This window comes from Clostridium sp. Marseille-QA1073, assembly GCF_054863625.1.
Window position 1 is genome coordinate 224,661 of the sequence record NZ_JBSVQM010000001.1, and the last position, 24,656, is coordinate 249,316.

Annotated in this window: 22 protein-coding genes; all 22 read right to left on the reverse strand. The window is 29.0% G+C overall.

Features of this window, described 5'->3' with window-relative positions; translation table 11 throughout:
* The 22 genes from rlmN to pstB (ACY1IQ_RS01070) all read right to left on the reverse strand — a co-directional run bounded on the left by rlmN (position 1) and on the right by pstB (ACY1IQ_RS01070) (position 24,655).
* Positions 1-1,035, reverse strand: a complete 1,035-nt coding sequence (gene rlmN / locus ACY1IQ_RS00965; protein WP_461612187.1) for a dual-specificity RNA methyltransferase RlmN — start codon at positions 1,033-1,035, stop codon at positions 1-3.
* Between the two features lie 7 nt (positions 1,036-1,042).
* Positions 1,043-2,371, reverse strand: a complete 1,329-nt coding sequence (gene rsmB, locus ACY1IQ_RS00970) for a 16S rRNA (cytosine(967)-C(5))-methyltransferase RsmB (RefSeq protein ID WP_461612188.1) — start codon at positions 2,369-2,371, stop codon at positions 1,043-1,045.
* A 157-nt stretch (positions 2,372-2,528) separates the two neighbouring features.
* A complete protein-coding gene (locus tag ACY1IQ_RS00975; protein ID WP_461612189.1) occupies positions 2,529-3,224 on the reverse strand; it encodes a zinc metallopeptidase in 696 nt (231 codons plus the stop codon).
* A 186-nt stretch (positions 3,225-3,410) separates the two neighbouring features.
* Positions 3,411-4,355, reverse strand: coding sequence for a methionyl-tRNA formyltransferase (gene fmt, locus ACY1IQ_RS00980; RefSeq protein WP_461612190.1), 945 nt, complete (start codon positions 4,353-4,355; stop codon positions 3,411-3,413).
* A gap of 1 nt (position 4,356) precedes the next feature.
* A complete protein-coding gene (def, locus tag ACY1IQ_RS00985; RefSeq protein WP_461612191.1) occupies positions 4,357-4,809 on the reverse strand; it encodes a peptide deformylase in 453 nt (150 codons plus the stop codon).
* Positions 4,810-4,821: 12 nt separating this feature from the next.
* On the reverse strand, positions 4,822-7,035 hold the full coding sequence (gene priA, locus ACY1IQ_RS00990) for a primosomal protein N' (protein WP_461612192.1): 2,214 nt from the start codon (positions 7,033-7,035) through the stop codon (positions 4,822-4,824).
* A 209-nt stretch (positions 7,036-7,244) separates the two neighbouring features.
* Positions 7,245-8,429: a bifunctional phosphopantothenoylcysteine decarboxylase/phosphopantothenate--cysteine ligase CoaBC gene (gene coaBC / locus ACY1IQ_RS00995; RefSeq protein WP_461612193.1), complete on the reverse strand. Its 1,185-nt coding sequence runs from the start codon at positions 8,427-8,429 to the stop codon at positions 7,245-7,247.
* 1 nt (position 8,430) lies between these two features.
* On the reverse strand, positions 8,431-8,649 hold the full coding sequence (gene rpoZ, locus ACY1IQ_RS01000) for a DNA-directed RNA polymerase subunit omega (RefSeq protein ID WP_461612194.1): 219 nt from the start codon (positions 8,647-8,649) through the stop codon (positions 8,431-8,433).
* A gap of 3 nt (positions 8,650-8,652) precedes the next feature.
* A complete protein-coding gene (gene gmk, locus ACY1IQ_RS01005) occupies positions 8,653-9,252 on the reverse strand; it encodes a guanylate kinase (protein ID WP_461612349.1) in 600 nt (199 codons plus the stop codon).
* Between the two features lies 1 nt (position 9,253).
* The gene (gene remA / locus ACY1IQ_RS01010; RefSeq protein WP_039631486.1) at positions 9,254-9,526 is read right to left on the reverse strand and encodes an extracellular matrix/biofilm regulator RemA; all 273 of its coding nucleotides are present in this window, start codon (positions 9,524-9,526) and stop codon (positions 9,254-9,256) included.
* Between the two features lie 13 nt (positions 9,527-9,539).
* A complete protein-coding gene (locus tag ACY1IQ_RS01015) occupies positions 9,540-10,418 on the reverse strand; it encodes a YicC/YloC family endoribonuclease (protein ID WP_461612195.1) in 879 nt (292 codons plus the stop codon).
* A 218-nt stretch (positions 10,419-10,636) separates the two neighbouring features.
* On the reverse strand, positions 10,637-11,788 hold the full coding sequence (locus ACY1IQ_RS01020) for an aminotransferase class I/II-fold pyridoxal phosphate-dependent enzyme (protein ID WP_461612196.1): 1,152 nt from the start codon (positions 11,786-11,788) through the stop codon (positions 10,637-10,639).
* Between the two features lie 331 nt (positions 11,789-12,119).
* Positions 12,120-13,472, reverse strand: a complete 1,353-nt coding sequence (locus ACY1IQ_RS01025) for an NCS2 family permease (RefSeq protein ID WP_461612197.1) — start codon at positions 13,470-13,472, stop codon at positions 12,120-12,122.
* Positions 13,473-13,870: 398 nt separating this feature from the next.
* A complete protein-coding gene (locus tag ACY1IQ_RS01030; RefSeq protein ID WP_461612198.1) occupies positions 13,871-14,863 on the reverse strand; it encodes an asparaginase in 993 nt (330 codons plus the stop codon).
* Between the two features lie 291 nt (positions 14,864-15,154).
* Complete coding sequence (locus ACY1IQ_RS01035) at positions 15,155-15,352, reverse strand: hypothetical protein (protein ID WP_461612199.1); 198 nt, start codon at positions 15,350-15,352, stop codon at positions 15,155-15,157.
* Between the two features lie 434 nt (positions 15,353-15,786).
* Positions 15,787-17,262, reverse strand: coding sequence for a stage IV sporulation protein A (spoIVA, locus tag ACY1IQ_RS01040; protein ID WP_461612200.1), 1,476 nt, complete (start codon positions 17,260-17,262; stop codon positions 15,787-15,789).
* 868 nt (positions 17,263-18,130) lie between these two features.
* Positions 18,131-19,135 (reverse strand): NAD(P)H-dependent glycerol-3-phosphate dehydrogenase, encoded by a 1,005-nt coding sequence (locus ACY1IQ_RS01045; RefSeq protein WP_461612201.1) that lies wholly within the window; start codon positions 19,133-19,135, stop codon positions 18,131-18,133.
* A gap of 28 nt (positions 19,136-19,163) precedes the next feature.
* Positions 19,164-20,480: a ribosome biogenesis GTPase Der gene (gene der, locus ACY1IQ_RS01050; protein WP_461612202.1), complete on the reverse strand. Its 1,317-nt coding sequence runs from the start codon at positions 20,478-20,480 to the stop codon at positions 19,164-19,166.
* A 1-nt stretch (position 20,481) separates the two neighbouring features.
* Positions 20,482-21,816, reverse strand: coding sequence for a DUF512 domain-containing protein (locus ACY1IQ_RS01055; RefSeq protein ID WP_461612203.1), 1,335 nt, complete (start codon positions 21,814-21,816; stop codon positions 20,482-20,484).
* Between the two features lie 650 nt (positions 21,817-22,466).
* On the reverse strand, positions 22,467-23,123 hold the full coding sequence (phoU, locus tag ACY1IQ_RS01060; protein WP_461612204.1) for a phosphate signaling complex protein PhoU: 657 nt from the start codon (positions 23,121-23,123) through the stop codon (positions 22,467-22,469).
* An 11-nt stretch (positions 23,124-23,134) separates the two neighbouring features.
* Positions 23,135-23,881, reverse strand: coding sequence for a phosphate ABC transporter ATP-binding protein PstB (gene pstB, locus ACY1IQ_RS01065; protein ID WP_461612205.1), 747 nt, complete (start codon positions 23,879-23,881; stop codon positions 23,135-23,137).
* Positions 23,882-23,899: 18 nt separating this feature from the next.
* Positions 23,900-24,655: a phosphate ABC transporter ATP-binding protein PstB gene (gene pstB / locus ACY1IQ_RS01070; RefSeq protein WP_461612206.1), complete on the reverse strand. Its 756-nt coding sequence runs from the start codon at positions 24,653-24,655 to the stop codon at positions 23,900-23,902.
* Position 24,656 lies beyond the last annotated feature (1 nt).

The window sequence follows — 24,656 nt, forward strand, 5'->3', positions numbered from 1 at the left end:
CTATAACTCCTTTTTCTCTAAATAACTTCTTCTAAGTTGTCCACAAGCAGCATTTATGTCTAAGCCCATTTCCTTTCTAACTGTTGTCTCTATTCCATTTTTAATTAATATATTTTTAAATCTATTTACATCTTCTAAATTGGCTTTCTTTAAGCTACTTTCTTTTATTTCGTTTATAGGTATTAAATTAACATGACAAAGCATACCTTTTAAAATTTTTGAAAGCTCCTGCGCATTTTCTACACTATCATTAACTCCTCTTACCAATGCATATTCAAAAGTAACTCTTCTATTAGTTTTTTCAATATAATAGTTGCAAGCTTCTAATAATTCTTTAATAGAATAAGCCTTAGCAATAGGCATAGTTTGCTTTCTTAATTCATCATTTGGTGCATGAAGTGAAATTGCTAAAGTTATTTGTAGATTTTTATCTGCTAGTTCTTTAATTTTAGGAACAATTCCACAGGTAGACAAGGTTATATGTCTTTGTCCTATATTTAGCCCATATTCTGAATTTACATTCTCTAAAAATTTTATTACGTTATCAAAGTTATCTAATGGTTCCCCACTCCCCATTAAAACTACATTTGAAATTCTATCACCTAAGATTTCTTGTGCCTTAATAACTTGACCTAATATCTCTCCACTGGTTAAACTTCTAACTACACCATCTATAGTGGATGCACAAAATCTACATCCCATTCTACAACCTATTTGGGTAGATACACATATAGAATTTCCATGACTATATTGCATAACTACAGATTCAATTAGATTGTTATCTCTTAATGCAAAAAGATGTTTTCTAGTATCTCCCGCCTTTGAATTGTAAGTTTCAACTATTTCAGGTACACCTACATAAAATTTATCTTCTAATTTTTCTTTTAAGCTCTTAGGTAAATTCTTCATATCTTTAAAGTCATATACATATTTATATATCCAATCAAAAACTTGTTTTGCTCTAAATTCACTTTCATTATTTTCCTTCATCCATGATTTAAGTTCTTGTAAGTTTAAATCTAATATATTTTGCATAATGCACCTACCATATTCTACGTATTTTTGCTATGAAGAAACCATCCATGTATTTATTTGGTAATATGGTCGCATATCCTTCTTCACTATATATTATGTTATCTACATTTCCATAAAACAATGGTTCTAATTTAAAGTTAGGATGATTTTTTAAAAACCACTGTATGTTATTTTCATTTTCCTCTTTGTTTAATGTACAAGTTGAATATAATATAACTCCATCTTTTTTTACATACTTTGCTGCATTTTTCATAATTTCTTTTTGTATTTTAACTATCTCTTTTAACTCTTTAGAAGTTTTACCATATTTTATCTCTGGTTTTTTCCTTATAATTCCAAGCCCCGAGCAAGGAACGTCGATAAGTACTCTATCTCCCATATCTTCTAGCTCACTATTATATATAGTAGCATCTAAAGTACTACAATTTATGTTTTTTATTCCTAATCTTTGTACATTGGAAAGAATTAGTGATAATTTATTTTCATGAATATCAAAAGCTAATACTTTACCAGTATTATTCATAATCTCTGAGATATGAGTAGTCTTTCCTCCTGGTGCGCTGCATAAATCTAAAACTGTCATATTTTCTTCTATATCCATTGAAGGTGCAACTAACATAGCACTTTCATCCTGTACTGTTACATATCCATCTTTAAATAATGGATTGGCTTCAATACTTCTTCCATTTACTATTCTAATGGCCTCAGGACAAACGTACCCTTCCATTATATCATATTTATTTTTCTCTAAAGCTTCAAAGACTTCCTCATAATCTCCCTTTAATGAGTTTACTCTTAATGTTATGGCTGGCCTTTCATTTAAGCCCTTTAGTATGTTTTCTGCACTATTCCTTCCATAGTGGCTTATAAAATGCTTTATAAGCCACTGCGGAAATGAATAAAGAAAAGCTAATTTTTCTATTTCATTATCATTGTAATATTGCTTATCTAAATTCCTTAAATAATTTCTTAAAACTCCATTTACTAATTTAGAAGCACCTACTGATACATTTTTTTTAGTAAGGTTTACCGCTTCATTCACTACTGCGAAATCTGGGATTTTATCTAAATATTTTATTTGATATATTGAAATTCTAAGTATATTTAACACAAAACTCTCTAGTTTATTAAAATTTTTTCCTGTAAAATTTTGGATAATTTTATCTATTGAATATTTATATTTAATAGTACCGTATACTATCTCTGTAACTAATGCCTTATCTACTTCACTTAAATTACTATTATTAAGCTCTAGTCCTAAAACAATATTAGAGTAAGCTTTATTATTAAAGACCTGACTTACTATTTCTGTTGCTATTTTTCTAGCGTTACTCATCGTCTTACCTCTATTTTCAATTATTTAAACATGTGATAGAAAATAACAAGTTCAAAGATGCTTTAGATTCCATTCACAGTAATGCTATAATTGATCTCTAACAGCATAGTATGATACAAAAAAGCTAGCATACTAACTTGTTATTTTTCAAGATACTTTAATCATTTCTTCTACTTAAAAGTATTAATCTAGCTAATTGTGCAAGTGCAGTTATCACTGCTGCCACGTAAGTTAATGCTGCAGCATTTAAAACTTTTCTTGCTCCATTAATTTCATCACCTACTAAAATCCCCTTAGATTGTAGCACTGCAATTGCTCTATTTGAAGCGTTAAATTCTACTGGTAATGTTACTACTTGGAATAAAACTACTGCTGTGAATAATACTATACCTGCTGTAATTAAAGGTTTAATACTAAGAATTATTCCCATAAAGAATAATATCCAAGAAGCATTAGAACCTAAACTAGCTATTGGTACTAAAGCTGTTCTTAATCTTATGGGTCCATAATTTTCTTTATGTTGAATGGCGTGACCTATTTCGTGAGCTGCCACTCCTATAGATGCTAGTGAAGTTCCTTCATAAACTTCCTGGGATAACCTAACTACTTTCTTTTCAGGATCATAATGATCAGTTAATTTTCCCCTTACCATCTCAATTGGAATATCAAATAATCCATGAGAATCTAAAATGATTCTTGCTACATCCTTACCTCTATAGCCCATAGAGCTATAAATTTTAGAGTACTTATTAAAAGTTGATTTAATATTAAATTGTGCCCACATAGCAATTATTAGCGCTGGAATCAAAATCAACATAGTAGGATCATAATAATAACCATAATAACCGAACATAATAAAACCTCCTTATTTTAGTTTAGTTGTCTTTTTTTAAAACACTTATAATATTTAGTATGTTTTATTTAAGATGCCCTAATTGATAATTAAGTATTAATACTAAAATTTTACAAATAATCATTATTATAGTTAATAATTTAAATGCTTTAATTAATTATTTAAAATTAGCCTAATCCTTAATTCTTATTCGTTAACTTTATTTTTTAGTTCTATATTTTCTTCAATTTTATTTCCTTTAATATATTCAGATACTTCTAATGGTCTTTTATTGGGGAATTGTATTTTTGTTATTAATATAACCTTATCTTTTGTTGCTACCCTAATTCCTTCATTATTTACCTTTAAGATCGTTCCTGCCTTTTTACTACTTTCTTCTTGTAGTAGTTTAGTAGATATTACTTTCATCATCTTATCTTCATAAAAAGTGTAGGCTATTGGAAAAGGATTTAATCCTCTTACAAAATTATGTATTTCTGCTGAAGATTTATTCCAATCAATATTAGCCATTTCTCTACTTAGTTTATGAGCATAACAACTTTTTGAATCCTCTTGTTTTTCTCCTACAATTTCTCCCTTTGATAACTTTTTTATAGTTTCTACAAGTAGAGAACTTCCACTCTCCATTAAAATATCATGAAGCTGTCCAAAAGTCATATCTTCATTAATCTCCACTTCATTTTTTAAAAGCATATCTCCTGTATCTAATCCTACATCCATAAGCATGGTAGTATTTCCAGATTTTTTTTCTCCTGCCATGATTGCATAATTTATAGGTGCTGCACCTCTAAATTTAGGGAGTAATGAAGCATGAAGATTTATACATCCGTATTTAGCAATCTCTAAAACTTCCTTTGAAAGGATTTGTCCAAAGGCAACTACAATTATAAAATCTGGCTCCATTTTCTTAAGCATATCTATCATTTCTGGTTCTTTTCTTAAATTTTCTGGTTGATAAACAGGAATATTATGCTCTAATGCTACTTCCTTAACTGGAGACATCGCCAATGCCTTTCCTCTTCCTTTTGGTCTATCTGGTTGAGTAAATACAGCCATAACTTCAAATTCATCAATTAGTGCCTTTAGAGATGGCACTGAGAAGTCTGGAGTTCCCATAAATACTATTTTCATATTATGCCTCCTGTTCCTTTACAATTTTATCTATATAAAGTATTCCATCTAAATGATCAATTTCGTGGCAAAAGGCTCTAGCAAGGAAATTTTCGCCTTCTAATAATATCTCTTCACCTTTTTCATTCATAGCTTTAACTTTAACGTATTTAGGTCTTTTAACCTTACCTTGTTCTCCTGGAACACTTAAACATCCTTCTATATCTGTAACTTCCCCTCTTTTTTCAATTATTTCAGGGTTTATTAAAACTATAGGCCCCTCTCCTATATCTACAACAACCACTCTTTTTAATATTCCTACCTGTGGTGCTGCAAGTCCAACACCATTAGAAGCATACATAGTTTCTTTCATATCATTAATTAAAGTTAAAAGTCTTTCATCTATATTGCTTACGACTTTGCTTTTTTTTCTTAAGATTTCATCTTCTTTAGTTCTAATATTTCTTATAGCCATCTTTTCTCTCCTTTATAGCATATTATTTGGATTTACATCTATACTTACTCTTATATCATTATAAACATTACTTAATTCTTCATAAATAAAATTTTTAATTCCAAGAGCTAAATCTTCGCTAAAGTTTCCTTTAATTACAATCTGCCATCTATAAGCATTTTTTATCTTTGAAATACCACAAGGACAAGGTCCTAATATTTCAATTTTATCATTTTCTTCTAGGTGAAACCTTAACTTGTCACATATATTTTGTATATTTTTTATTAATAGTTCTTCCTTCTTACTACTAAGATTTATACACATAATTTTAGTAAAAGGAGGATATTTAAGAATCTCTCTAAGCCTAATTTCTTCATCATAAAAGCCTTTATAATTATTCTCTACAGAACATTTTATGCTTAAGTTGTCAGGGTTATAAGTCTGAACTACTACTTTTCCTTCTTTTTTTCCTCTTCCTGCTCTTCCTGATACCTGTGTTATAAGTTGAAAAGTTCTTTCATTAGCTCGATAATCTGGCAGGTTTAAAGACAGGTCAGCTGCAATAATTCCAACTAAAGTCACATTTGGAAAATCTAAACCCTTTGCTATCATTTGAGTTCCTATCAGTATATCTGCTTCACCATTTTTAAAAGACTTATATATGTTTTCATAGGAATTCTTTTGTCTTGTGGTATCAAAATCCATTCTCAAGGTTTTAGCCATTGGAAAAGCCTTTTTAACTTGAGCTTCTAATTGTTCTGTACCTATTCCAAAATATTTTACGTATTTACTCTTACATTTAGGGCAAGTTTTTACCTGTGGAACCTTAGTACCACAATAATGACAACTTAATGCTTCATAAGAATTATGATAAGTCAAAGATATGTCACAATTGTGACATTTAAACACATATCCACAAGATCTACAAGATACAAAAGTAGAATATCCTCTTCTATTTAAAAATAATAGTATTTGATCCTTGTTTTCTAAGGCTTTACTTATATTTTCATAAAGCACTTCGCTGAAAATGGTTTTATTATTATTTATAAGTTCTTCTCTCATATCAGAAAGATAAATTTTAGGTAGCTTTGCATTATCCGCTCTTTTATCAATGGTTATAAGTTCGTATATTCCTTCCTGTGCCTTATAATAGCTTTCGATGGAAGGTGTAGCAGAACCTAAAACTAACTTACAATTTTCTATTGTACATTTTAATTCTCCAATTTCTTTAGCTATATATTTAGGATCACTATCGGACTTATAGCTCCCCTCATGCTCCTCATCAATAACAATAAGACCTAAGTTTTTAAAAGGTAAAAAAATTGCTGATCTAGCACCTATTGCTACCTTTACTTTTCCATTTTTTACCCTCATCCATTCATCAAATTTCTCTCCATCACTTAATTTACTATGAAATATAGCTACATCTTTTCCAAAACGTCCCTTAAAACGTTCTACCATTTGTGGAGTTAGAGAAATTTCAGGAATTAAAATTATAGAATCTTTCCCACTACCCATCATATTACTAACTAAATTCATATAAATTTCAGTTTTTCCACTACCTGTAACTCCATGAAGTAAAAATTTATTATTTTTAGAATTTAATATTGTGTCTACAGCTTTTTCTTGAACATCATTTAATATTTTTTTATCATAGTTTTTATAGAGTTTGTCATTATATCTATAAATGATACTTTCTTCTGCTATTAAGAATCCATATTTGATTAATGTGTTTATAGAAGATAAGGAAAATCCCATTTCCTTTGTAAGCTCTGTTTTATTATATATTCCATTATTCTCTTTTATAAAACTATAAATATTTATATAATTTTCTTTTAAATATTTTTCTTCTAAGGCTTTTCCTAATGAAATTACCGTCTTAGTTTTAAACTTCATTCCTTTAGTAATACCATTAGGTATTATTACCTTTATACATTCTAAATAAGTACAAAGATATTTTTTTCTCATTGTTTCAATGAGCTCTATATCCTCTTCTCTTATTACTAGGAAATCATCACAGATTTCTTTTATTGTTTTCATTTTAGAAAAATTTTCTTCTTGTAAATCATCACTTTTATAAAGTTTCATTACAAATCCATCAATAAATTTATTTGCTAATCCGAAGGGAACCTTTACTCTATGTCCTAAAGATAGCCTATCCTTTAAGCTATTAGGAATTTTATATGTAAATATTTTATCAACTTTTATTGCCTCATTATTAACAATAATTCCTGCAAAATCATTCATAGTATCCCTCCTTTAAAACTAACTTTAAATATTATATCATTTTAAGTATATGAAATAAAATAAACAATCAGAGATATAAGTATGTTTGCATTTAATAGCATAGTATAATGCAAAATATAATAAAATACTATCTTGTTCTTTTTTAATGCTTTAAGTTTCTAAATGAAAATTTTTGCACTTTTAAAAATAAAAAGCGACAAAGTCGCTTTTTATAAATCATTCTCTGTAATAATATTAAATAATTCCGCTGCTACTTCCCTTTTGCTCATAGCACCTAATGTAATAGAAGTTTTATCTCTCTTAATAATAGTTACCTTGTTACTGTCCTTACCAAAGCTATCAGTAATATCATTTGCAACAATATAATCGAGATTTTTCTTTTCTAATTTACCTGTAGCATTTTTTATTACCTCATTACTTTCAGCAGCAAATCCTACTAAAATTTGATGTTCTTTTACTTCTCCAAGTTTTTTTAGTATATCATTATCTCTTTCAAATTCTAATACTAGATTACCATCACCTTTTTTAATTTTTGTATTAGAATAGTTTTTAATTTTATAATCTGCAACTGCTGCAGATTTTATAGCTATGTCACAATTTTTAAAGTGATTTACTGCTTCATCATACATTTCCCCATTAGTTGTAACCTTAATAAGATTTATTCCAAAGGGTGTTTTTAAACTAGAAGGTCCACTTATCAATGTAACTTCCGCTCCTCTGTCTCTAGCTTCTTCTGCAATGGCATATCCCATTTTACCACTAGAGCCATTAGTAATATATCTTACAGGATCAATTGGCGATATAGTCGGTCCTGCTGTAACTAAAACTTTTTTACCTATTAAATCCTTTTTCTCATGAAATTTACTAATAATAGTTTCTGCTATTAACTCTGTATCTTGAAGCTTTCCATCTCCAACATCTCCACATGCTAATCTTCCACTAGCTGGAGATATAAATTCATATCCAAATGATTTTAATCTATTCATATTATCTTGCACTATAGGGTTATTATACATATTAGTATTCATGGCTGGTGCAAAAATAACTGGCGCTTTTGTGGCCATTATTGTAGTTGAAAGCATATCGTCTGCTATACCATTAGCAACCTTTCCAATAATGTTAGCTGTTGCAGGCACAACTACTACAAGGTCTGCTTTTTTAGCTAAGGAAATATGTTGAATTTCCCAAGCCTTTGGTTCTGCAAACATATCAGTTATAACCATATTTTGACTTAATGATTGAAAGGTAAGCGGTGTTACAAACTCTGTAGCTGATTTAGTCATTATAACATGAACATTAATGTTCTTTTTTCTTAATTTGCTTATAACATCTAAAGCTTTATAAACAGCTATTCCGCCACTAACCCCTATAACAACTGTTTTTTCTTTTAACATTTTACTTTAATCCTTCTTTCGTAGTTTCAGCTTCAATTGCTCCCTCATTTATTTCATTAATAGCAATTGTAACAGGTTTAGTTGAATCTACGGTTATTAATGGTTCTTTACCTTCTATTAATTGTCTTGCTCTTTTAGAAGCTGCAACTACTAACGAATACCTATTATCAACTTTCTTTAATAAGTCTACTATTGATGGATTAATCATTGAATTGTTCATGCATTAGAACCTCCCTAATATTTCATCTTTTATTTTATATACTCTACATTTTTCAGCAGTTATTATGCTCTCAATCTTCCTAACTGCTTCATTAACTTCATCATTGATTACTGCATAGTCATACTTTGAGGCAAAAGAGATTTCCTCATAAGCAGAATTTAATCGAGTCTTTAAAGACTCTGGTGTTTCACTGCCTCTATTGGTAATTCTAGATCTTAATTCTTCCATTGACGGAGGTAGTATAAATATAAACACTCCATCTGGATAAGCAGACTTTATCTTTAATGCACCTTGAATATCAATTTCTAGTATTACATCTTTTCCACTATCCAATACTTCAAAAACCTTAGATTTTGGAGTGCCATAATAATTTCCATAGACTTCTGCATATTCTAAAAAATCATCATTATCTATTTTTTCTAAAAAATCTTCTTTATCTATAAAAAAATAGTTTACTCCATCTATTTCTCCATTTCTTGGCTTTCTAGTTGTAGCTGATACTGATATCCATATATCATTTTTTTCTAACAGTGACTTACATACAGTACCTTTTCCAGCTCCTGAAGGCCCAGATATAACTAATAATTGACCTTTAACTCCCATTTTATTCATCGACCTCTTCTATATGTTCATCTTCTTTAGAAGATAATCTATGTGCAACAGTTTCTGGTTGAACTGCTGATAAGATTACATGGTCACTGTCTGTTATGATTACTGCTCTAGTCCTTCTGCCATATGTAGCATCAATAAGCATACCTCTATCCCTTGCTTCTTGAATTATTCTTTTAATTGGTGCTGATTCTGGACTTACTATAGCAACCAATCTATTGGCAGAAACTATATTCCCAAATCCTATGTTTATTAATTTTATACCCATTAGTTACCTCCTATTATTCTACATTTTGAACTTGCTCTCTTATCTTCTCAATTTCACTTTTAATATCCACAGCTAAATTAGTAATGTCTAAATCATTAACTTTAGATGCTATAGTATTGCTTTCTCTATTCATTTCTTGAACTATAAAGTCTAATTTTCTTCCAACAGGTTCTTCTAATTGTAGCGTTTCCTTAATTTGGGAAATATGACTATTTAGTCTTACAATTTCTTCATCTATTCCTGTTTTATCAGCTAAGAGTACTACTTCCATAGCAATTCTACTTTCATCTAATTGAGATTCCTCTAAAAGCTCCTTAACTTTTTTAGTTAATTTATCTCTGTACTCTATGGATACCATTGGTACTCTTTCGCTAATTGTATCGGTAAATTTTTTAATTAAATCACATCTATAACTAATATCTTGATTTAATTTTATACCTTCAATTTCTCTCATATGTACTAATGAAGTTAACGCTTCATCTAAAGATACCTGAAGTTCTTTCCAAGCTTCTTCTAAATTTTCTTCTTTTTGCTTTAAATTGATAACGTCAGGAAATCTAGCTAGATTTGTTACGGAAATATCATCCCTTAAGTCATACATAGACTGAATTGTTTTAAGGCAGTCCATATAACTTTTTACAAGTTCTTCATTTAAAACTGCCTCTACATTTTCTTTATCATGATGATTTTGTGTTATAAATATATCAATTTTACCTCTTTTAATTTTTTCACTAACAACTTTTCTAATGTTGTCTTCCAATGAAATTAACGCTCTAGGCATCCTTACATTTAGTTCAAAATATCTGTGATTAACACTCTTTATTTCTACAATAAAATTTGAGTGGCCATCACTGCCACTTCCACGCCCAAAGCCTGTCATGCTTTTAATCATAAAAAAACGCATCCTTCCGACTTCTTTGTAAATTCTTTAATACCTATTATACAAAACTTACAACATCAATTTCAAGCTAAAAGTGTAAGTATTAATTAGTAAATTGGAATATTTCTTAGATATTTAAAGAAAAACAAATTTATTCAATAATAATAGAGGCAACATTGCCTCTACTACTAATTATTTTAATTATAGACATATAATCATTTTTATAACTTTTAATTATATTTGTCAAGCATTAAAAGTGCATTTTTTGTAGTTTCTATGTCATTAGTTAAAGATATTCTAAAGTAGTCGTATCCTAAATCTCCAAATACTGATCCTGGTGTTACAACAATTCCATGCTTATTTATAAGCTCTGAACAAAACTCATGGGTAGTATAATCTTTAGGAGTTCTACACCAAATATAAAAAGTTGCATTAGTGTTAAAAAATTTAATATTCTTTTCTTCTAATATTTTCTCTACTTCAATTCTTCTTGTAGCATAGGTTCTTTTAATATTATTTTTATATTCTTCACTTAAATTTAAAGAAGCATATGCAGCCTTTTGTATTGGAATAAACTGACCAGAATCTAAATTGCTTTTAATTTTAGACAATGCATTTATTACTTCACTCGCCCCTACAGCATAACCTATTCTAAATCCTGTCATATTATACAATTTAGAAAAACTTCCAAATTCAATGGACTTTCTTTCTTCATCGAATTGAAGTATACTTATAGGTTTTTCCTCCAAGGGAATTATTTCATTATACGCTGCATCATTGCATAGTATTATATTTTTTTCTCTACAATATGCAATAATTTCTCTAAAAAATTCTTCATTACCAGTTGCTCCTGTGGGATTATTAGGATAGTTGATGAAAAACAACTTAGCTCTGCTAGAAATATGCTCTGGAATTTCTTTAAGCTCCATTAAGTACCTCTTCTTTTCCTTTAGAGGAATGGTATGAGGTTTACAACCCCATAAATTTGAAGCTATTGAATAAACAGGGTAACCCGGCTCTGGCACTAGAACAACATCTCCAATATCACAAACTGCTGGTATAACACTGCTTATTCCTTCTTTAGAGCCAATTAAAATAATAACCTCATCTAAGGTTAGCTCTACATTGAAAGTATCTTTATAGTGCCTAATAACTTCTTTTTTAAGCTCTAAAGTGCCATCATAGGGCGGATATTTATTAAAGCCCTCAATATTAAATCCATCGACCAGTGCCTTTAATATATTTGGATGAACATCTAAATCTGGATCACCAATACTCAAATCTACAACCACTTTACCATCTTCTTTTCTTTTTTTCTTAATTTCATCAAGTATTTTAAAATGATACTGTTGTAAATTCCTTATTCTATTGTTTATCTTCATATTTAATCACCCTATCTTTTATGTTATAAATTATGCTATTCATAACTTACATGAAAGGTTCCATTAAATAGAAATTTTATTCAATTCTCAATTCACAATGCACAGTTCACAATTATGGATATTTCTCAGTTGCTACTGAGAAATTTTAAATTTATTGTGTGTAGCAGTAAACAATGTTCGCCATAAAACTAGCAATTTCATTGCTAGTTAAAAATAAATTTAAAGAAATTATTTTGACTAAAAATAATTTCATCCTTAATTGTGCATTGTGAATTGTGCATTGTGAATAAAAAATACTCCTTGAAATATTTTATCCAAGGAGTATTTTTTATTAATATGAAGCAAATATTATTTTTATTATAAATATTAATGCTAATGCATACATTACTGCAGATACTTTCTTTTTCTCTTTTCCAAAGATATTATTTAGTAAATTAATTGCTGCATAAGATATTACACCTATTGTTAATCCATCTCCTATGCTATAAGTTAATGGCATTAAAGCTAGTGTAAAGAAAGCCGGCACTCCCTCTGTATAATCAGAAAAGTCAATTTTTCTTATGCTATCAATCATATAAAACCCAACTATAATAAGTGCTGGTGCTGTTGCACAGCCTGGTATTGACACAAATATTGGCGAGAAAAATAATGCTATTAAAAATAATATTCCTGTTACTACTGAAGCTAGTCCTGTTCTTGCACCTACTGCAACCCCTGCTGAACTTTCAACGTAAGTTGTAACTGTTGAAGTTCCTGCTACTGCACCTAATGTTGTTCCAATAGCATCTACTAATAATGCTTTTCCTGCATTTTTAACTCTTCCTTCTTCGTCAACCATTCCAACTTTAGATGCTACACCTACTAAAGTTCCTACAGTATCAAAAAAATCTACAAATAAAAATGTAAATACTACTGTCATGAATGATGCTATTTTTGATGGATCTAATAAATATGAGAAATCTAATTTAAACGCTATAGGTTTTAAAGATTCATATTTAAATATACCATTAGGTGTAAATATCATATGACTTGCTGCTGCTTCTGGTGATATGTACGCGTAACTCCATGCTACTATTGAACTTCCTAATATTCCCCAAAGTATAGCACCTTTTACATTTTTCTTAGATAAAACAACTGTAAGTAATATTCCTATTGTTGCAATTATAACCGTTGGACTTGTCAAATCTCCCATCGCTAGTTTTGTTGCTTCACTTGAAACAACTATTCCTGCATTACTAAATCCTATAAAAGCTATAAACAATCCTATACCTGCTGTTACTGCATATTTCAAATTTGTTGGTATGGCATTAACGACCATTTCTCTTACATTAGTTAGTGATAGTAATATAAATATTATACCTTCTACAAATACTGCTGTTAATGCTACTTGCCAAGAAATATTCATTCCTAGAACTACAGAAAAAGCAAAGAAAGCATTTAATCCCATTCCTGACGCTAGAGCAAAGGGTAAGTTTGCATATAAGCCCATGAATATAGTAGTTATCCCTGCTGTTAAACAAGTTGCTGTAACAATTGCTCCTGCTGGCATTCCTACACCTTCTGTACCAAGAATATCTGCATTTACTGCTATAATATAAGCCATTGTTAAAAATGTTGTTATACCACCTATAACTTCACGTTTAACATCAGTACCATTCTCTGTTAGTTTAAAAAATTTTTCCATTGTAGCCTCCTTAATTTTTTTAATTTATTAGAACAAAATGTGACAAAATCACAATTTTTTAATCCATCATTTTAAATTAAGAAAATATCATTAAAATAAGTTTAATAATTCATCTTTCTAATTAAAGTTTTCCCAAATTCCTAATTTTTATAGTTAATGATTTATTTCTATTAACTTATTACAAATAAAAATTAACCACTAGAGTATATACTAGTGGTTAATTTTTGCATGCTGTACACAACTATTACAATAAAAATTACCCACATTAATATGTATCATTCGTACAAATGTGAATTATAACAATGTTTTTCAACTTATCATTCGTACAAATAAATATTAACAATATATTTTTACTATGTCAACAGTTTTTGCGTACATTTTATTAAGTTATTTTTATTTTATTCGTATTTATAGTGTCCTTCCTCAAAAATCTCTCTTATTTCATTCATATCATTTGTTTTTCCCAGTGCTACTATAAGTTTTATCCTAGCTTTTTGCCCTGGTAAACTATCTGCAAATATAACGCCACCAGTTCTTAGATCTTTTCCTCCACCTTCATATCCATAGCTATCTAAAACTCTTCCTTTATAACATCTTGAAACTAAAACTACTGGTATTCCTTTTCTAACAGCTTTTTTAACAGAAGCAGCCATCTGAGGCGGAATATTACCTCTTCCCATAGCTTCTATTACTAAACCTTTTGCACCATTTTCTACACAAAAATCTACAAGCTTTCCATCTATTCCTGCACAAGCTTTTATTAAATCCACTTTAGTTTCTATTTTATCTGTAGGTATATATTCATGATTTAAGCTTTCTCTATAAAAAATCGCCTTATTATCATCAACAATACCTATTGGTCCAAACTCAGGACTTTGAAAAGTATTTAAATGCATTGAATGTGATTTTGTAACTTCACTTGCAGCATTTAATTCGTTATTTAAACATACCAGTACTCCTCTTCCCCTAGATTCTTCGGAAGTCGCCGTACATATTGCTGCTGCCAAATTTGATGGTCCATCATATCCTAGTTCAGAACTATTTCTCATAGAGCCTGTAACTACTATTGGTTTTTCACTTTTAATTGTTAGATTTAAAAAATATGCTGTCTCCTCTAAAGTATCTGTGCCATGGGTAACAACCACTCCATCTACATCTTCTTTTTCTAAAAATGATTTAACATATTTTGAAAGTTCAAGCATAAGGTCTGGTGTAACATGAGGGCTAGGTAAACTTGAAAAATTATAAGATTCCACCTTTGCATAGGATTCTATTCCCGTTACCATAGACATTATTTCTTCTCCACTTAAAGTTGGAACTGCTGCTTGTATTCTTGGGTCAACCTTCATTGATATTGTACCACCATTGAAAATAACAACTACTTTTTTCATTATAAGTACCTCCTAAATTGGTCAAATATGAATATGTAAAAATTTTCTTATTTAAAATTATTAGATTATTATTTCATAAATATTTTACAACATATTTAAAATATTTAAACCCTTTAAATTTGAAACTAAACAATTTAGCAAATTTTAAAACATTATATGTAAAATAATCAAATAATTTCTATTAATAAATTCTTCATAAATAGGATTCTTCCTTTAATAAGGAAAAAAAGAGTATTTATATTGCAAAATCATTTTCTATAATTTTACAATAAACTACTCTCATAAATTATACTAATCGTTTCTTAAATATTTAAACATTATTTTTTCTATATCATCTGCGCCATTGTCGTCTATAGTGACAACACATAATTTACCATCTAAGGCTTTCATCTCTATTTCACCTATTTCGCTTCCTGAAATTAAATCAACATCTCTTTTAAATTTCAAAATTTTGTATCCATCTTCAATCATTTGATTTATACTTTCCATAGAACTTCTCCTCCTTAGATAATAATTTTCTTTTACAACCTTATTATCTGCATTAAGAAACCCTCTTATCCTATAAGGTTTTTATTAATTTATGAAGTTATTTTTATTTTTGGCATTTGTAAATTAATATATATCTGCTTTTATGAAATAAAGTTCTAGATAATAAATTTATTAGTTTATTAATTGAATTTTATACAATATTTTAATTGTTATAAGGAAAATTTTTATTTGTGGATTAAAAATTAAGAATAAAGAATAAAAAATTGTGATTAAAGCCAATTGTTAAAACTTTTATTTTTTAGAATATACTTTAAGAAATATATTAAGAAGAAATTATCTTACATAATTTAATATACTTTGAAATTTTTTGAAAAAATAATAGCTACGAGTCAACTTTTAACTCATAGCTATTATTTAGACTAATAAAACATGTACTATAAAATTATACAAATTAATCCGCCACTACCTTCATTAATGATTTTTTGAAGGGTTTTTTGAAGCTTATGTTGAACATCTTCTGGCATTTTATAAAGTTTACTTTGAAGTCCTTCTTTAACCAAAACCTCAAGTGGTTTACCAAACATATTACTTTGCCAAATTTGTGATGGATCATTTTCAAATTGATCAAGAATTGATTTGTAAAATTCTTCACTTTGCTTTTCACTTCCCATAATAGGAACTTCTGTTTCTATATCTGCTCTAATTATGTGAAGTGACGGAGCGGATGCTTTAAGTTTAACCCCTTTCTTGCTTCCACTATTAATAAGCTCAGGTACTTCTAATTTCATTTCTGACAATTGAGGTGCAACTAATCCATATCCTGTATTATTTACATCTATTAATGCATCTGCAATCTTATCATACTCTACCTTAGCCTTATAGAAGTTTTCCATCATCTTCAGTAAATCACTTTCACTATTAATTTCAGTATTACATACTTCACCAAGAATTCTATAAAATAATTCCTGTTTAGGAATTATATTGACTTGGGCAGTCCCATCACCCATATTCATTTCTTTAACTTTTATTCCTGATAAAAATTCTACTCCCTCGAAACATTCTAAAGCCTTTTTAATGTCTCTTACCTTAAATATATCTTTACACATTCCTCTAAGTATAGTCATAAAATTAATCTTTAACCAATGCTTACCGTTAAGGGTCTCTATCCACTCTGGCATATCTATGTTGATTTCCTTAACTGGGAACTCTTTAAGTACATTACTAAATATGTCTGATACATCTTGCTCATTCATTTCCATTACATTAATTAATTGTACTGGAACATCATATTTTTCTTCTAATTCTTTTTGAAGTTCCATACTTTCTGGGGATTTTATGTCTTTACAGTTACATAACATTATAAATGGTTTATTTATTCTTTTTAGTTCCTCTACAACTCTTTCTTCAGCATCAACATAATCGCCTCTTTCTAAACCTGTTACCGTTCCATCAGTGGTTACTAATATCCCAATAGTAGAATGCTCATTTATAACCTTTTTGGTTCCAATTTCTGCTGCTTCTTCAAAGGGTATTTCATAGTCATACCAAGGTGTAGTTACCATCTTAGGTGCATTTTCTTCATTATATCCTAAAGAATTTTTTACTATATATCCAACACAGTCCACCATTCTAACCTTAAACTTAGTGCCATTTTCAAGTTTCACCTCAACTGCTTCATTAGGCACAAATTTGGGTTCCGTTGTATGAATTGATTTGCCAGAACCGCTTTGTGGAAGTTCATCTTTAGCTCTTTCTTTTTTGTGGACATTATCTATGTTAGGTATTACCATCATCTCCATAAATCTTTTTATGAAGGTTGACTTTCCTGTTCTTACTGGGCCGACTACCCCTACATATATGTCCCCTTGAGTCCTTTCAGCAATATCTTTGTATATATCAAAGTTTTCCAAGTTCCACCCTCCTGTAACTAAATATTAACACTATATATATATTGGAAAAAACTTTTAAATATACCAATTTTTTATTGAATATTTAGGGAACTCTTAAGGTGTAGATTTATTAATTAAAACTTTAGTTCATACAATATTTTAATTTTTTGTATAAGAATTCTTATATAAAAAATTAAAATATAAAGAACTTCTCACTTCCTCTCATCAATATAGATGTACTACTTTTAAATCTAATATATGCATTCAAATAATTATGCTATTAAATTATTTGAATTTACATTGCTATAGGGTTGAGAATTGATAATAGACAACTATTGATAATGGGGAATTATTGATACTTCTTCTTTAGGAAAGAAGTTTTCAACTGATTTCTTTTCATGCGGCAAAGTAACTTCTTAATAAAAATATTCTCATATATGATTTATATGATTTTTTCATAGTATTTGTTTAAATCATTAATATTGTTCCCAACTATACTGCACCTCAGGGGAACCCTTATACAATTGAAAATTGACTATTGAAGATGGAGAATTATTGCTACTTCTTCTTTATGGAAGAAGTTTTAGATTGATTTATTTTTTAAGTGGCAAAGTAACTTTTATTTAAAAATCTATTTAAAGAAATTAATTTATAGAATTAATTTCAACCATAATTGTGCATTGTTCATTCTTCATTTTCCATTGATTAAGCTGTTCCCTAGAGGTGGAGAACTAGCAATTGTATTGCTAGTTAAAAAATCTATTAAAGAAATTAATTTGATTAAAGCTAATTTCCACCATAATTGTCAATTGTCCATTCTCAATCCTCCATTGCTTAAAATATATAAATAAAAAAGAAAGAAGATAACTCTTCTTTCTCTACATATTCTTTATGATATAAAATTATGCTCATCTTTTTTGTCCCTTGACATTAATTCATAAACTCCATATTTAGGGTCTTTATCTTCAAATAAAACCTTATATAAGGTATCTGTTATAGGCATAGATATCTGCTCTCTTTCCTTTAATTCATAGAAGGCTTTGCAAGCTTTTATTCCTTCAACTACCATACCTACTTCTTTCGTAGCTTCTTCTCTAGTCAATCCTTTTCCTATTAGTATTCCCGCTCTTCTATTTCTACTATGGATACTAGTACAAGTTACTATAAGATCTCCCATTCCTGTAAGTCCGTAAAAAGTTTCTGCTCTTCCACCTAACTTCATACCTATCTTAATTATTTCGCTCATACCTCTAGTCATTAATGCAGCTTTTGTGTTATCACCATAACCAATTCCATCAGATATACCTGCTGCTAATGCTATAATGTTTTTACAAGCTCCACCAATTTCTACTCCTATTAAATCATCATTTGTGTAAACTCTAAATTTATTTGACATAAATATATCTTGTACTTTACTTGATGCTTCCATATTCTTTGAGGAAACAACTATGGTAGTTGGTATATCTTGTGCTACTTCTTCCGCATGACTTGGACCTGAAATTACAACTACAGGTATATCCTTTATTTCTTCTTCTATTATCTCTGACATTCTTTTTAAAGTTCCGCCTTCTATTCCCTTAGCAACAGTAGCTACAATTTGAGAATTGTTAATATATTGTGATAGCTTTTTACTAACTTCTCTTACAGCATGAGATGGTACAGCTAGCACAACTATATCACTATCCTTTACTGCCTTCTCCATATCTGAATAAGCAGTTATATTCGAAGGTATTGCCACATTTGGTAAATATTTTATGTTTTCCCTCTTTACATTTATATCCTCAACTATAGCTCTATCATTTGCCCAAATAGAAATCTCTATTCCTTTTTTGGATAACATAACTCCTAAGGCAGTGCCAAAGCTTCCTCCGCCTAAAAATGCAACCTTTAACATGACCTTAAATCATCTCCCCAAAACCCTTTTATTCTTTTCTTTCTCTAAATATTAGTTTAATACCTGTTCCTTTAAAGTCAAAGCTTTCTCTCAATTGATTTTCTAAATATCTCTCATAAGAGAAATGTAGTAAGCTAGGATCATTAACAAAAAATATAAAAGTCGGCGGCTTTGTACCTACTTGTGTTACATAAAATATTTTTAATCTTTTAAGTGCTACTACTGGTGGTTCTTTCATAAGTACTGCTTTACTTATTACATCATTTAACACTCCTGTAGCTACTCTCTTATTATAGTTATCATAACATTCTCTAGCCATCTGAAGAACTTTATTTACTCTTTGGCCAGTTTTAGCAGAAATAAATAAATATGATGCATAAGACATAAATGATAACCCTTTAGCAATATCCGTTTGGAAATTTCTCATAGTCTTATCGTCTTTTTCTATTAAATCCCACTTATTAACAACAACCATAATTGCTTTATTTAATTCATGAGCATATCCTACAATCTTCTCATCTTGATCACTTAAGCCTTCGGTAGCATCAATCATAAGAATACATATGTCTGCTCTTTCAATAGCAGTCAATGTTCTAACTACACTATATCGTTCTATTTCTTCCTTAACTTTACTCTTTCTTCTAAGTCCTGCTGTATCTATTAATGTAAATTTACCTTCTTCTGTTTCTATTTTGCTATCTATAGCATCTCTTGTTGTTCCTGGAATATTACTTACAATATTTCTCTCTTCCCCTAAAATTTTATTTATAAGAGATGATTTTCCTACATTTGGCTTTCCAATCATAGCAATTTTTATGTACTCTTCTTCTTCTTCTGATAACTCATCCTCATTAAAATGGGCAACAACTTCATCAAGCATATCTCCAAGGCCTAATCCTTGAGATGCAGATATTGCTATGGGATTTCCTATACCTAAATTATAAAATTCAAAAGCATTATCTTCTAGCTCTATTCTATCTATTTTATTAACAACTAATACTATTGGTTTTTTAGACTTTCTAAGCATTTGAGCCACTTCATGATCTGAAGGATGAAGCCCAACTTTTCCATCAACTATAAAGATAATAACATCTGCTGTTTCTATAGCCATGTTCGCTTGTCTTCTCATCTGTGCCATAATAATATCTTCATTTTCTGGCTCAATACCACCAGTATCAATTATTGTAAAATTATGTCTAAGCCACTCAGCTTCAGCATATATTCTATCTCTCGTTACCCCTGGTGTATCTTCAACTATAGCTATTCTTTTTCCAGCTAATTTATTAAATAATGTGGATTTACCAACATTAGGTCTTCCAACTATTGCAACTATTGGCTTTCCCATTTTACTCCTCCTCTAAATGTTTATTTAGTATATTGATTAGATCATCTCCAGCATAATCACACACTAAGAATTTCTTATTTAATATCTTCTCCAAATCTCTTACAGTATAATCATCCAGCAATAATCCTTCTATCTCTTCTCCAAGCTCATATCCTTTTTTCAGCATATTATTTGGAATTATAATATAATCTCCTAGAGTTTCTCCCTTAGCAGTATTAATTATATCTATACCAGTTAAAAGTCCTGCCACAGTTATTGTGGTACCAAAAAACTTATTTTCTACTGCTATTACATTAATTTTAATATTAGAATTTACTTTCATTATACTGTTAGCAACTTCCTCTAAAACAGTTTTAGCAGAAACCCCCGTAATCATAGTAAAGCTACCTTTACCCTTTTTATTTAAATATTCCACTTGTTCTTTTATGGTATTTTTTAATATTCTTATCATTCCGATTCCATCTTCTAATTGCTCATATCCTCCATAATGTTCTTTTGATGGAGGTTCACTTTCAGCCATTACATAAAACTCATCAGATAATCTTACAAAAGGAGTTCCATTTTCTTTTACATACTTATCTTGAAGAACTTTAACACTTTCTATAAGTTCCTTAGATTTTTCCTTAGTAAATAGTTTTAAATGTGGTAAATTAGCTCTAAATTTAGTTATTCCTAACGGAACTACTGCTAAATTTTCCACACTTGGGTAAAGAACATATAAATCCTCAATAGTTCTTATAAGTTCTTCTCCATCATTTATGTCAGGACAACAAACAACTTGAGTATTTACCTTTATGCCTGCTTCTGCTAGCCTTTTTAGTATATCATATATGTTGCCAGCAAATCTATTATTTAACATTTTTATTCTCAGTTCAGGATTTGTAGTATGTACAGATACGTTTATAGGACTAATTCTATATTTTATTATTCTTTCAATGTCCTCTTCCTTCATATTAGTTAAAGTTAGAAAATTTCCTTGTAAAAAAGATAATCTTGAATCATCATCCTTAAAATATAAAGTTTGTCTCATACCTGGTGGCAATTGGTCAATAAAGCAAAATACACATTTATTATGACAGCTCATAGGCCTATCTAATATAGCTTCTTTAAATACTATACCTAGATCTTCATCATAGTCCTTTTCTATTTCTATTTCCCATATCTCACCATTAGGTTTTTCAACTTCTAGCTCTAAATACTCATCAGTGATTAAGAATTTATAATCTATAATATCCTTAACATTATTACCGTTAATACTAATAAGCTTATCACCTGATTCAATTTCCACTTCTTCTGCTATGCTATTAGGAAGAACCTTTGATACTAAATTTTTCACATTTCTTCCTCCTGTTCTATTAGTTTTTTATACTATATTTTAAAATAATAGTAGTATTTGAATTTTAAAAATTAGCATTATACAATTTTTATATTCACTTATATTTAAAATAAAATCATTATTGCTTTCATAAGACTCCTAACAATTATTTATTATATCTAGTTTTATCTTTAATTTTAACTTTATATTTTATTAACTACTTCTATGAGTTACTAAATTCTATTAATAATCACTTTAATATTAATTTAAAAAACATATTATATCTGCTATTATGTTATAATATATCAATTATATTCAATAGTCAATGTAAATGCATAAGGGTTATTATCAATTTGAATATCTCCTTACTTAATAAACAATTTGCAGGAAAATTTTATAGTATAATAACAATTATAAATAATTTAAAATGAAATATGATATTTTTTGCAAAAGAAAAATGCTTAAGGATAATAAGCATTTTTCTCTAATCTTTAGGAGGTAATTGTGAAATTCATTACCTATTTTAATATGATTATTAGTAATTTAATTATATTAAATTTTAATATTCTAAAAGTTACAATAATATAAATTAAATATTACAAATTGGTTAAAATACTCTTTAAAAATAAATAATCACTATTTTGGTATTTCTTTTATGAATCGCCTTGTCTTTATTCATTTAAATCAATTTTTTTACCACTTAGAAGATAAATTGTCCATTCACATATATTAGTAGTATGATCTCCAATTCTTTCTAGAAACTTACAAACAAATAACAATCTTGTAGCTTGCTCTATTACTTCTGGTTTCTTAGTCATTATCATCAAAAGCTCTGAAAATACATTGTTATATAATTTATCAACCTGATCATCCATACGACAAATCTCTAGTGCTTTTTCCTCACTTTTATTTAAGTAAGCTTCAATTGAGCCCTCTATCATCTTACTAACTAAAACTCCCATTTTAGATATATCTCTAAGTTCCTTTATATATTCTTCATCACAAAGTTGTAATGTAATTTTTGAAATATCCACTGCATGATCTGCAATTCTTTCAAGATCTGTTACAATTTTACTTATAGTAAATATAGTTCTTAGATCAGTAGCTAATGGTTGTCTCGTAGCTATTAAAGTCACACATTTATCGCCTATATCATTTTCAAAATCATCAATTATATCATCTTTTTTAATTATATCTTTTGCCAAGTTCACATCTTGCTTTATAAGGGCATCCATTGTGTTCTTTATTTGCTCACTTACTGCTAAAGTCATCTTAGATAATTGATTTTGAAGTTCTAATAATTCTGTATCAAAGGATTTTCTTGACATTATTTCACCACCTAACTTATTCTTCCTGTAATATAATCTTCTGTTCTATTGTCCTTAGGCTTATAAAAAAGTTCCTTAGTTTTTCCATACTCTATAATTTCTCCATTAAAAAAGAATGCAGTATAATCCGATATTCTAGCTGCTTGCTGCATATTATGAGTTACTATAACAATAGTGTATTCACTTTTTAAATTATCCATAAGTTCTTCAATTTTTGAAGTTGAAATAGGATCTAAGGCTGAAGTAGGTTCATCCATTAATATCACCTTAGGCTTAACTGCTATTGTTCTAGCAATACATAATCTCTGCTGCTGTCCACCAGATAGTGATAATGCACTTTTATTAAGTCTATCTTTAACTTCATCATACAGGTTTACAGCCTTTAAACTTTCTTCTACTATTTTATCTAGAAGTTTTTTATCTTTAATTCCATGGATTTTAGGACCATAGACTATGTTTTCATATATAGATTTAGGGAAAACATTAGGCTTTTGAAATACCATTCCTATCTCTTTTCTAAGCCTTATAACATCATATTCATATATATTATCATCTAAATAGCTTATGTTTCCTTTAATAGTTACGTTATCTATAAAATCATTCATTCTATTCAATGTTCTTAAAAACGTAGACTTCCCACAGCCTGAAGGACCGATAAGAGCTGTTATCTTATTTTCCATTATCTCAATATTTATATTTTTTAAAGCTTGCATTTCGCCATAAAATAAATTTAAATTTTCTACTTTAATATTATTCATATTCTGCCTCCAGTTATATTAACCAAATCTACCTGAAATATAATCCTCTGTTTTTTTATTTTTAGGATTAGAAAAAATATTATTAGTAATATTCATTTCTATAAGTTTACCATTTAAAAAGAACGCTGTATAATCTGAAGTTCTTGCAGCTTGCTCCATATTATGAGTAACTACAACTACTGTGTAATTCTTCTTTAATTCTTCCATAAGTTCCTCAATTTTTAATGTTGAAATAGGATCTAGGGCCGAAGTAGGTTCATCCATAAGAATTATATCTGGCTTAGAGGCTAATGCTCTTGCAATACATAGTCTTTGTTGTTGTCCTCCAGATAATCTAAAAGCTGATTTATTTAGAACATCTTTTACTTCATTCCAAAGCGCAGCTCTTTTTAAGCTACTTTCCACTATTTCATCTAATTTATTTTTATCTTTTATTCCATATCTCTTAGGACCATAAATTACATTTTCATATATAGACTTTGGAAAAACGTTAGCTTTTTGAAATACCATGCCCACTGACTTTCTAAGTTCAATTGTATCTATATTTTCAGTTAAGATATCATTATTATTTATAAGAATTTTTCCTTCATATTTTACATCACTTATAAAATCATTCATTCTATTTAAGCTTCTTAAAAATGTAGATTTGCCACATCCCGAAGGACCTATTAATGCAGTTATTTTTCTTTCTTCAATCTGCAAATTTATATTATCTAAGGCTTTTTTTTCACCATAGTAAAAGCTAAAATCCTCAACTTTTATTTTAGAAGTCATA

Bases quoted from the DNA above. Each gene is read 5' to 3' on its own strand.
- phoU (WP_461612204.1), bottom strand. From the start codon at position 23,123: ATGTCAAGAAAATCCTTTGATACAGAATTATTAGAACTTCAAAATCAA.
- ACY1IQ_RS01045 (WP_461612201.1), bottom strand. From the start codon at position 19,135: ATGTTAAAGGTTGCATTTTTAGGCGGAGGAAGCTTTGGCACTGCCTTA.
- rpoZ (WP_461612194.1), bottom strand. From the start codon at position 8,649: ATGAACAATTCAATGATTAATCCATCAATAGTAGACTTATTAAAGAAA.
- remA (WP_039631486.1), bottom strand. From the start codon at position 9,526: ATGGGTATAAAATTAATAAACATAGGATTTGGGAATATAGTTTCTGCC.
- ACY1IQ_RS01025 (WP_461612197.1), bottom strand. From the start codon at position 13,472: ATGGAAAAATTTTTTAAACTAACAGAGAATGGTACTGATGTTAAACGT.
- rlmN (WP_461612187.1), bottom strand. From the start codon at position 1,035: ATGCAAAATATATTAGATTTAAACTTACAAGAACTTAAATCATGGATG.
- ACY1IQ_RS01030 (WP_461612198.1), bottom strand. From the start codon at position 14,863: ATGAAAAAAGTAGTTGTTATTTTCAATGGTGGTACAATATCAATGAAG.
- pstB (WP_461612206.1), bottom strand. From the start codon at position 24,655: ATGACTTCTAAAATAAAAGTTGAGGATTTTAGCTTTTACTATGGTGAA.
- ACY1IQ_RS01015 (WP_461612195.1), bottom strand. From the start codon at position 10,418: ATGATTAAAAGCATGACAGGCTTTGGGCGTGGAAGTGGCAGTGATGGC.
- pstB (WP_461612205.1), bottom strand. From the start codon at position 23,881: ATGAATAATATTAAAGTAGAAAATTTAAATTTATTTTATGGCGAAATG.
- fmt (WP_461612190.1), bottom strand. From the start codon at position 4,355: ATGAAAATAGTATTTATGGGAACTCCAGACTTCTCAGTGCCATCTCTA.
- def (WP_461612191.1), bottom strand. From the start codon at position 4,809: ATGGCTATAAGAAATATTAGAACTAAAGAAGATGAAATCTTAAGAAAA.
- gmk (WP_461612349.1), bottom strand. From the start codon at position 9,252: ATGGGAGTTAAAGGTCAATTATTAGTTATATCTGGGCCTTCAGGAGCT.
- der (WP_461612202.1), bottom strand. From the start codon at position 20,480: ATGGGAAAGCCAATAGTTGCAATAGTTGGAAGACCTAATGTTGGTAAA.
- rsmB (WP_461612188.1), bottom strand. From the start codon at position 2,371: ATGAGTAACGCTAGAAAAATAGCAACAGAAATAGTAAGTCAGGTCTTT.
- ACY1IQ_RS01020 (WP_461612196.1), bottom strand. From the start codon at position 11,788: ATGAAGATAAACAATAGAATAAGGAATTTACAACAGTATCATTTTAAA.
- priA (WP_461612192.1), bottom strand. From the start codon at position 7,035: ATGAATGATTTTGCAGGAATTATTGTTAATAATGAGGCAATAAAAGTT.
- ACY1IQ_RS00975 (WP_461612189.1), bottom strand. From the start codon at position 3,224: ATGTTCGGTTATTATGGTTATTATTATGATCCTACTATGTTGATTTTG.
- ACY1IQ_RS01035 (WP_461612199.1), bottom strand. From the start codon at position 15,352: ATGGAAAGTATAAATCAAATGATTGAAGATGGATACAAAATTTTGAAA.
- coaBC (WP_461612193.1), bottom strand. From the start codon at position 8,429: ATGTTAAAAGAAAAAACAGTTGTTATAGGGGTTAGTGGCGGAATAGCT.